The organism is Nostoc sp. (assembly GCF_054880495.1).
In genome coordinates, this window is the sequence record NZ_JBTYKD010000392.1 from 1 (window position 1) to 7,547 (window position 7,547).

8 protein-coding genes are annotated in these 7,547 nt (G+C 43.4%); 3 read left to right on the plus strand and 5 right to left on the minus strand.

All coding sequences use genetic code 11. The features are described 5' to 3' along the window. From ACYTXL_RS33235 to ACYTXL_RS33255, 5 genes are all read right to left on the minus strand, one after another. Positions 1–1,064: nSTAND1 domain-containing NTPase (locus ACYTXL_RS33235; protein ID WP_461928307.1), on the minus strand; the 1,064-nt coding region annotated here is incomplete at its 3' end. Between the two features lie 555 nt (positions 1,065–1,619). Continuing rightward, on the minus strand, positions 1,620–2,189 hold the full coding sequence (locus tag ACYTXL_RS33240; RefSeq protein ID WP_461928308.1) for a hypothetical protein: 570 nt from the start codon (positions 2,187–2,189) through the stop codon (positions 1,620–1,622). Between the two features lie 55 nt (positions 2,190–2,244). Beyond that, positions 2,245–2,433 (minus strand): hypothetical protein, encoded by a 189-nt coding sequence (locus ACYTXL_RS33245; RefSeq protein WP_461928309.1) that lies wholly within the window; start codon positions 2,431–2,433, stop codon positions 2,245–2,247. Further along, entirely contained in the window at positions 2,430–2,630 is a 201-nt protein-coding gene (locus ACYTXL_RS33250) for a hypothetical protein (RefSeq protein ID WP_461928310.1), read from the minus strand. Before ACYTXL_RS33250 ends, ACYTXL_RS33245 begins: the two co-directional genes overlap by 4 nt. Before the next feature lie 159 nt (positions 2,631–2,789). Further along, complete coding sequence (locus ACYTXL_RS33255) at positions 2,790–4,139, minus strand: ATP-binding protein (protein WP_461928311.1); 1,350 nt, start codon at positions 4,137–4,139, stop codon at positions 2,790–2,792. Positions 4,140–4,804: 665 nt separating this feature from the next. On the opposite strand from ACYTXL_RS33255, the gene leuC reads away from it, so the two are divergent. From leuC to ACYTXL_RS33270, 3 genes are all read left to right on the plus strand, one after another. Then, a complete protein-coding gene (gene leuC, locus ACYTXL_RS33260) occupies positions 4,805–6,208 on the plus strand; it encodes a 3-isopropylmalate dehydratase large subunit (RefSeq protein WP_461928312.1) in 1,404 nt (467 codons plus the stop codon). Positions 6,209–6,274: 66 nt separating this feature from the next. Continuing rightward, the gene (leuD, locus tag ACYTXL_RS33265) at positions 6,275–6,883 is read left to right on the plus strand and encodes a 3-isopropylmalate dehydratase small subunit (protein ID WP_461928313.1); all 609 of its coding nucleotides are present in this window, start codon (positions 6,275–6,277) and stop codon (positions 6,881–6,883) included. Between the two features lie 100 nt (positions 6,884–6,983). Continuing rightward, complete coding sequence (locus ACYTXL_RS33270) at positions 6,984–7,523, plus strand: tetratricopeptide repeat protein (protein WP_461928314.1); 540 nt, start codon at positions 6,984–6,986, stop codon at positions 7,521–7,523. Positions 7,524–7,547 lie beyond the last annotated feature (24 nt).

The window sequence follows — 7,547 nt, forward strand, 5'->3', positions numbered from 1 at the left end:
TTTTGAGTATCAAAGGTGGATGCATCCGGTTCAAAGGTGGATGAACGGAGTTCTGAGGTGGATGCATCCGGTTCAAAGGTGGATGAACGGAGTTCAAAGGTGGATGCATCCGGTTCAAAGGGAGATGAACGGAGTTCTGAGGTGGATGCATCCGGTTCAAAGGTGGATGAACGGAGTTCTGAGGTGGATGCATCCGGTTCAAAGGTGGATGAAGGAGATTCTAACTCCCCCTCATCCCCTCCATTTCCCAAAAGCCTCCCCAACTCTTCCACCCAGTTGGTGTAAACGCGCATTACCACCGGCAAATAATCTTGAATACCGATCGCTTTATTCTTTAAAGCTGGCACCAGTCCCGCATTCACTAGGGAACTTTTGCCTACACCCGATTGCCCATGAATTACTATCAACTTATAATCAGGGCGACCCATGCGTTCAATTAAACGTTCTACATCCAATAGGCGACCAGATGCAGCAATTTCTGGGGCAATATTTTCTTGGGGATTTGAGCGCAATGTCTCTACAAATGCCTGTTTTGTCGCTTCTAACCTACCCGCACCAATAAAAGCCCGCAAACCAAATTGCTGTTCAATAGAACGCCGTTGCTGTTTGATTCTGTATGCTTGGAGATATTCTTTCTGCTCAAAATAAAGCTGCTGCAAAAATCTGAGAATATCCAAATAAAGCCTGACATCTTCTAGGGGATTACCCACATCTCTAGCAGTTTCTAAGCTGAGAGTTGCCTCTTTAATTTCACCTAAATGGTATTGAGAACGACCTAAGAGAAGCTGATAGAAGCTGAAATCTTTTGATTCTAAAACCCTTTCGGGAATATCAGCTAAAACCCCTGATACATTCGCTGATTCCAGATTGGGAATTGCGGCGAAAACTTTTAAAGCTTGTTGAACAAACTGATTTGCTTTCACCCAGTTATTTTCAGCCAAAGCCACCTCAGCTAAAAAACCGTAATCTTTGGCTAATTCCTTTAGCTGGTTGTTAGTTTGATGGATTACTAAAGCTTGTTCAGCAAGACTCTGCAACGTTTCCCACTTTTGCAAGTCTCGCAAAATATCACCGAATTTAACTACTGCATTAGCAATTAAATCTGGACTTTTAAACTGGTTAATAAAATTTATATACTCTTGAACATAACCCCAAGTTATCTGCCAATCTGGATGATTGATATCTTGATGTTTAAAAGCTTTGAGATAACAGCAAAAGCCAATCTCACCGAGGATTTTTGCCTGCCGTTCTAAATTATGATTTTGCTGCCAGAGTTCAAAAGCTTTGTGATAATGCTGTAACGCCGAATCTTTGTGATTATTTATCTGTTTGATAAAACCTAGTAAAGATTCTAAATTAGCTTGAATTTCTAAATTATAAACATCTGGCTTGTTGAGTAAATCTCTTTGCGCTGCTTCTAACTCATTTTCCAGTTTTATATATACATCGACGCTAAAATTGGCTCTTCAGTACTTACTATGCTAAACTCCTTTGATAAAACCCTGAAAGCCTTATTTATCAACATAATTAGCATTATTTGCTAACATTTTAGGATTTTAGTAATAATTTTGGCTTTTAACCCTATTTTTTAAGCCAAATTTTGATGTTTAACTAATAATTTAGCATAACAGGTACTGAAGAACCCTAAAATTTAAGTTATTACTAAACCATTGATTAGCCGTTTGGATGATAAAATCTACTAATTCCTGTGTTGATATGGCAAAATTCCTTGTAGTCGCCCAACTCTCTAAATCTGGCGCAAGCTGTATTAGTTGTTTATAGATTTCATCGTCAATCCACAACACTAAGGGAAAAGGAAAATTCTTGCGAAACTCCTCCCGCACCTGATTAGCAGAAGTTAACATCACAGACAAATTCTGCACTGATTCCAAACCGACAACCATCACACAGGCTGGGATTTCTTTGCCGAATTCTGACTGAATCGCAGTATAAAGAGTCCTGTGAGATTGCTGCACCGCCAAGATCCGAATTTCGACTTGACAAATTTCCGGCAATTTTTGGATGAGGCGATCGCGCTCTCTAGCATAATTACACCGTGCCAAAATTAGCTTAAACTGTCCCACAGAGGACTCAATCGCCCAAGCTAATTGTGTCACAGAGCGTAGGCGTAGCTCGTCGTAGACATCGCTGTTTAGATAGTCATCTTCTGGTGGTTGCGAGTCTCTCATCAGCTGAGGTAAATCTAGAGTGTAGGAGGCAGAGGAAGGATTCAAGACTACAAAATTAAACTTCCTGGCGTTTTAACTCCTGTATTAATACTTGAGTGCGTTTGCTAGCTTCTCTTGCTTGTTGTCTAAAATACTTGGCTTGCTGACGGTCATTTAAACACACTTCCGATGCTTTTCTACTAAATTCAACAGCTTGTTTACTGAGTTCTTGAATCCGAGTCTTTAACTCTGGGATTGTTTTCATATTTCCTCTTGTTCTGAAATTACAATCTCTAAATTTTCTATCTCTTCATAAAGTCTATCCGCTCTACTGGCTAGTAAGCTAGCGTCCTCAAAATCGTTGTTTTCTACGGCTTTATCCGAGGCTGAGTACAATTCTTCTGTGATTTTGTGCAATTGTGCGTAAGCTTTTAACAAAACATTTTTGGTTTCTGGTTTCATGATCTAATTATTTTGGGAGTATCTAACTTTCGTAAAAAGCCTTGTAAAACCTCACCCCAACCCTCTCCTTGGTAAGGAGAGGGAGCAAGAATCTTGTTTCTCATTTGGTCTATTTGCTTTCACTGAGATGCTCCCATTATTTTTCGGTTCCCTAGTTCCTCATTGCAACTCCCTCGCCTCAGCCAAAATGGGATTAACATCAAACCAAGACTCCCCACGATCGCGATATTCAAAGACAAACCGACTGCGGATCAGTTTTTGATATCCGTGGTCATCACTCACCTTTTTCCTTTCCTTGACATGACGTAACAATTGCCACTCACCCTCAGAAATCGGTAAGATTATTTCATTCCGCCGAGAACGAATAACTTGCTCTAAGGTTTCACGGGTGAGGGGAAGACTCATTTCTTCCGTAATCCAGGTATTCAGCAGCCTCAGCACGTCCCGCACATGACCACCACTCATTAGACATAACCGCTCTAGGCTAGCAGCACTATCAAAAATCTCCGTAACTTGATTTAAACGCTCCTCTGGTGTCAAGTCAGGAAAACCTCTCGCTAATACCATCTGCTGCATGAGTGCCATTCCCTGTGGATGAACACTGCCATCACGCCATTCTACAGGTACCATTGGTAACACCTTGGGATCTTCTGGGAAACGCTGAGTCAGCATTCCGTAATCATTGGAAAACTTCAAAGCTAAGGGCATGGTGTAGATTAGATGACAATTAAGCTTCGTCAAAAACTCACCCTGATCGACAAATAAATATTCCTGCTGCGGACGCCCCCAAGGTTTGGCACGATTATCTATGCGGTCAAGATTATCGACGATTACCACTAGACCATTTTTACCCTGCTGTTTGAGTTTAACTACGGCAGGTTCCAACAATTCTTGGTTAATTGCTTCCAGCAGCTTAGTTTTTTGCGGTGCCAAATACTGATTGAGTTTCTCCCGCAGCGTTGGGTCATTTTTCATCTTGGCGGTGATTTCACCAATGCCCACAGACAGAGATAATTTTTCTTTTTCAGAGGTGACACCAAAATCGCCGACATTGGGAACCTTAACTTTTACCCCCGTCACCTCGGAGTTTAAGACTTTCCAAGCACCTTGGAGCAACTCATTAAACTTGTTGGGTGCCTCCAGGGTAATTTTATCTAGACTTTGACTCACACGACGAGCGATCGCTAGCAGCACATCAGCAATATCGACATCAGTCATTTCCAGGTCTTCACTGGACTCAAAATAGACGACATGGAAGCCTAACTTTTCCAGTTCCGCCTGTAACCGTAGTAGTTCCGTCGATTTTCCACAACCAATATGCCCAGTAAATAAAGTGCAAGTGGGTTCATTGGGCTTAAAATAAGTAATTTTTTGCATCAGCTTGCCAAGAATATCCCCACCTCGGACTGAGGAAAAATCTATATAATACTTGCCATCAGAGCTATTGTTGACAAACAGAGTTCTGCTGGGGTCGGAAGCCTGATAAAATTCCCGTAAATCTATGGGCATAATGCTGGTAGTGCAACTATCTCGTATTGTCCTAGATATCCTTGAGTGAAAGGATAAAGTTATTTACATCTTTGCATCTCAATATTTCGGAGAATTTTTGCTTTTGCTACCTCAAAGGTGAGCGAATGGTCTTTACAGCTATTTTCAGGTAAATAGACCACGCGGTAGGGGCACAGAAAAAGCTTATGCGTGTCAACTTAAGAAAAAATCTGCTTTGAGAAGGCGTTTTGCCCTCATCCCCTAACCCCTTCTCCCAACTTGGGATTCGGGGAACTAGAGAATTTGCTCCCCTCTCCCAAAATTGGGAGAGGGGCTGTTCTTGTGAGGGTCAAACCTCGAAAGCTTGCCAAGGCTAACTTCTACGTTAAGTTGACACCAATGAGCTTTTTCTGTGCCCCTACGACAGATGTGGTTCAAAATACATGATTTCTGCTGTAAGTTACCTCTCTTCTCTCTTCCTCTGTGATCTGTGCCTCTCTGCGGTTCGTTAAGAAAGAATAAAAGCACACAGGCGCAGAGAAGCCAGTGCGTTGCGGGGGTTCCCCCCGTTGTAGCAACTGGCGTGGCACAGAGAAATAAGATGTAACTAATATCAAGTATCTGCAAAAACCGAGACTCTTTTTTGATACTATTTAAGATCGGACTCTTTAAATATTGATTGACGTATGAGCAAAGGTACCCTGTTTGATAAAGTTTGGGACTTACACACCGTTGGTACACTTCCCTCAGGGCTGACGCAACTATTTATCGGGCTTCACCTAATTCATGAAGTCACCAGTCCCCAAGCCTTTGCGATGTTACGCGAGAGGGGTTTAAAAGTACTGTTTCCAGAGCGTACTGTCGCCACAGTCGATCATATTGTGCCGACAGAAAACCAGGTGCGTCCCTTTGGCGATCGCTTGGCAGAGGAAATGATCCAGGCGCTCGAACATAACTGTCAAGAAAATAACATAACTTTTTACAATATCGGTTCTGGCAGTCAAGGTATAGTTCATGTCATCGCTCCAGAACTGGGGCTGACGCAACCAGGAATGACGATCGCTTGTGGAGATAGTCACACATCAAGTCATGGGGCATTTGGTGCGATCGCATTTGGGATTGGTACTAGTCAAGTCCGGGATATTCTCGCTTCTCAAACCCTCGCTCTTTCTAAGTTGAAAGTCCGCAAAATTGAAGTTAACGGCACTCTCAACCCCGGAGTTTACGCCAAAGATGTAATTTTGCATATCATCCGCACACTTGGCGTGAAAGGTGGTGTCGGCTATGGCTACGAATTTGCAGGTACGACATTTGAGCAAATGAATATGGAAGAAAGGATGACTGTCTGCAATATGGCGATCGAAGGCGGTGCTAGATGCGGCTATGTCAATCCCGATCAAGTCACCTACGATTACCTTAAAGGTAGAGATTTTGCTCCCAAAAATGCAGATTGGGATCAAGCAGTAGTTTGGTGGGAATCCATCAAGAGTGATGCTGATGCCCACTACGATGATATAGTCGTATTCGACGCTGCGGAAATTTCTCCTACTGTTACCTGGGGGATTACTCCCGGTCAAGGTATCGGTGTCAACCAGTCAGTACCTCAGCCAGAAGAACTGCTGGAAGAAGACCGATTCATTGCCGAAGAAGCTTACCTCTACATGGATTTATATCCTGGTCAACCTATTAAGGGCACCAAAATAGATGTCTGCTTTATTGGTAGTTGCACCAACGGCAGGATTACTGATTTGCGAGAAGCGGCGAAAATCGCCAAAGGTCGCCACGTTGCTGAGGGAATCAAAGCCTTCGTTGTCCCTGGTTCTGAAAGGGTGAAGCAAGAGGCGGAAGCTGAAGGACTGGATAAAATCTTTCAGGAAGCTGGATTTGAGTGGCGGGAACCCGGATGTTCCATGTGCTTGGCCATGAACCCCGATAAGCTACAAGGAAGACAAATCAGCGCCTCTTCCTCCAACCGCAACTTTAAAGGAAGGCAAGGTTCCTCTTCCGGGCGCACATTGCTAATGAGTCCGGCAATGGTCGCCACTGCTGCAATTAAAGGCGAAGTTTCTGATGTGCGCGAGTTGCTGTAACCCCAAGCAGGGGAGAGGTTACGCGAAATCTGCAACAGGCAATAATTCAAGTAAGAACTTAAATTTATGGTGAGTGAAGTTAAAACAGTTTCAGGTTGCGGTATACCCTTAGTGGGCAACGATATAGATACCGATCGCATCATTCCCGCACGATATTTGAAAGCCATTACCTTTGATGGGTTAGGTGAAGGCGCGTTTATCGATGACCGGACAGCACTTAAAGGTGAACATCCCTTTGACCAATCCCAATATCAAGGCGCAAAGGTTTTAATAGTCAATAGAAATTTTGGCTGTGGTTCATCACGGGAACACGCACCGCAAGCGATCGCAAAATGGGGAATCCAAGCTTTAATCGGGGAAAGCTTCGCCGAAATCTTTTTTGGTAACTGTGTGGCAATGGGCATACCTTGTGTGACAGCCGATGCTGTTACTGTTAAACAACTGCAAGAGTTAATAGCTACCAATCCTCAAGCTGTCGTGACAGTGAATTTAGAAACTTTGCAAGTGCAAATTGGTGATTACACTGGTTTAGTTGCGATCGGTGAAGGTACAAGAAGCACATTTATTTCCGGGACTTGGGACGCTTGCGGTCAGTTGGTGGCCAATGCTGATCAAGTTCGGACAACGGCTGGCAAATTACCTTATCTGAGTTGGGGCAATTTAGCCACGAGTTAATATTCTCTCGTTCCCTTTCAGATTGCCAGCCTTTGAAAAGATTCCAAAAACATTACAACTATTGGCAAAATAAAAATAGTGCTGATTTTTTATATAAGACGTGAGTGCAGAAAGTTTAGAAATTGCTCAAACCCGCTACCAGACGGGAAAAATTGCCTTTGAAAATGGGCAATACCGCCAAGCCGTAGAAAATTTAGAAAAGGCCAGCGCCCTGTTAGCTGCTAATTCTCGCTTTGGGGGCGAAGTAGAAATTCATCTAGTGACAGCTTATGAAGCAGCTGGACGCACGGATGAGGCGATCGCTCTTTGCGAAAGACTCAAACGCCATCCCGATTTTGAAACCAGCAAACAAGCGCGACAGATGCTTTACATCTTAAAAGCACCAAAGCTGAAAAGACCCAGCGAATGGATGACCGAAATTCCCGATTTGGGTGCATTATCTGAGAATGAACTCAAAATTACTGTCGCTAAGTCTACGAAATCTTCTGTCCAGCAGAAGCCGAAACTTGCCCAGCCAGAATTAGTTGACCTCAGTCAGGTCAATACCAGAGATAATCGCTTTATCTGGGTGGCGCTAATTGCCATTGGTTTAACCATCTCGTACTTGGTTTGGTTGAGTTTTTCAGGAACCCCTGGCTGATATCAATTTTGGACTTCGGCTTCG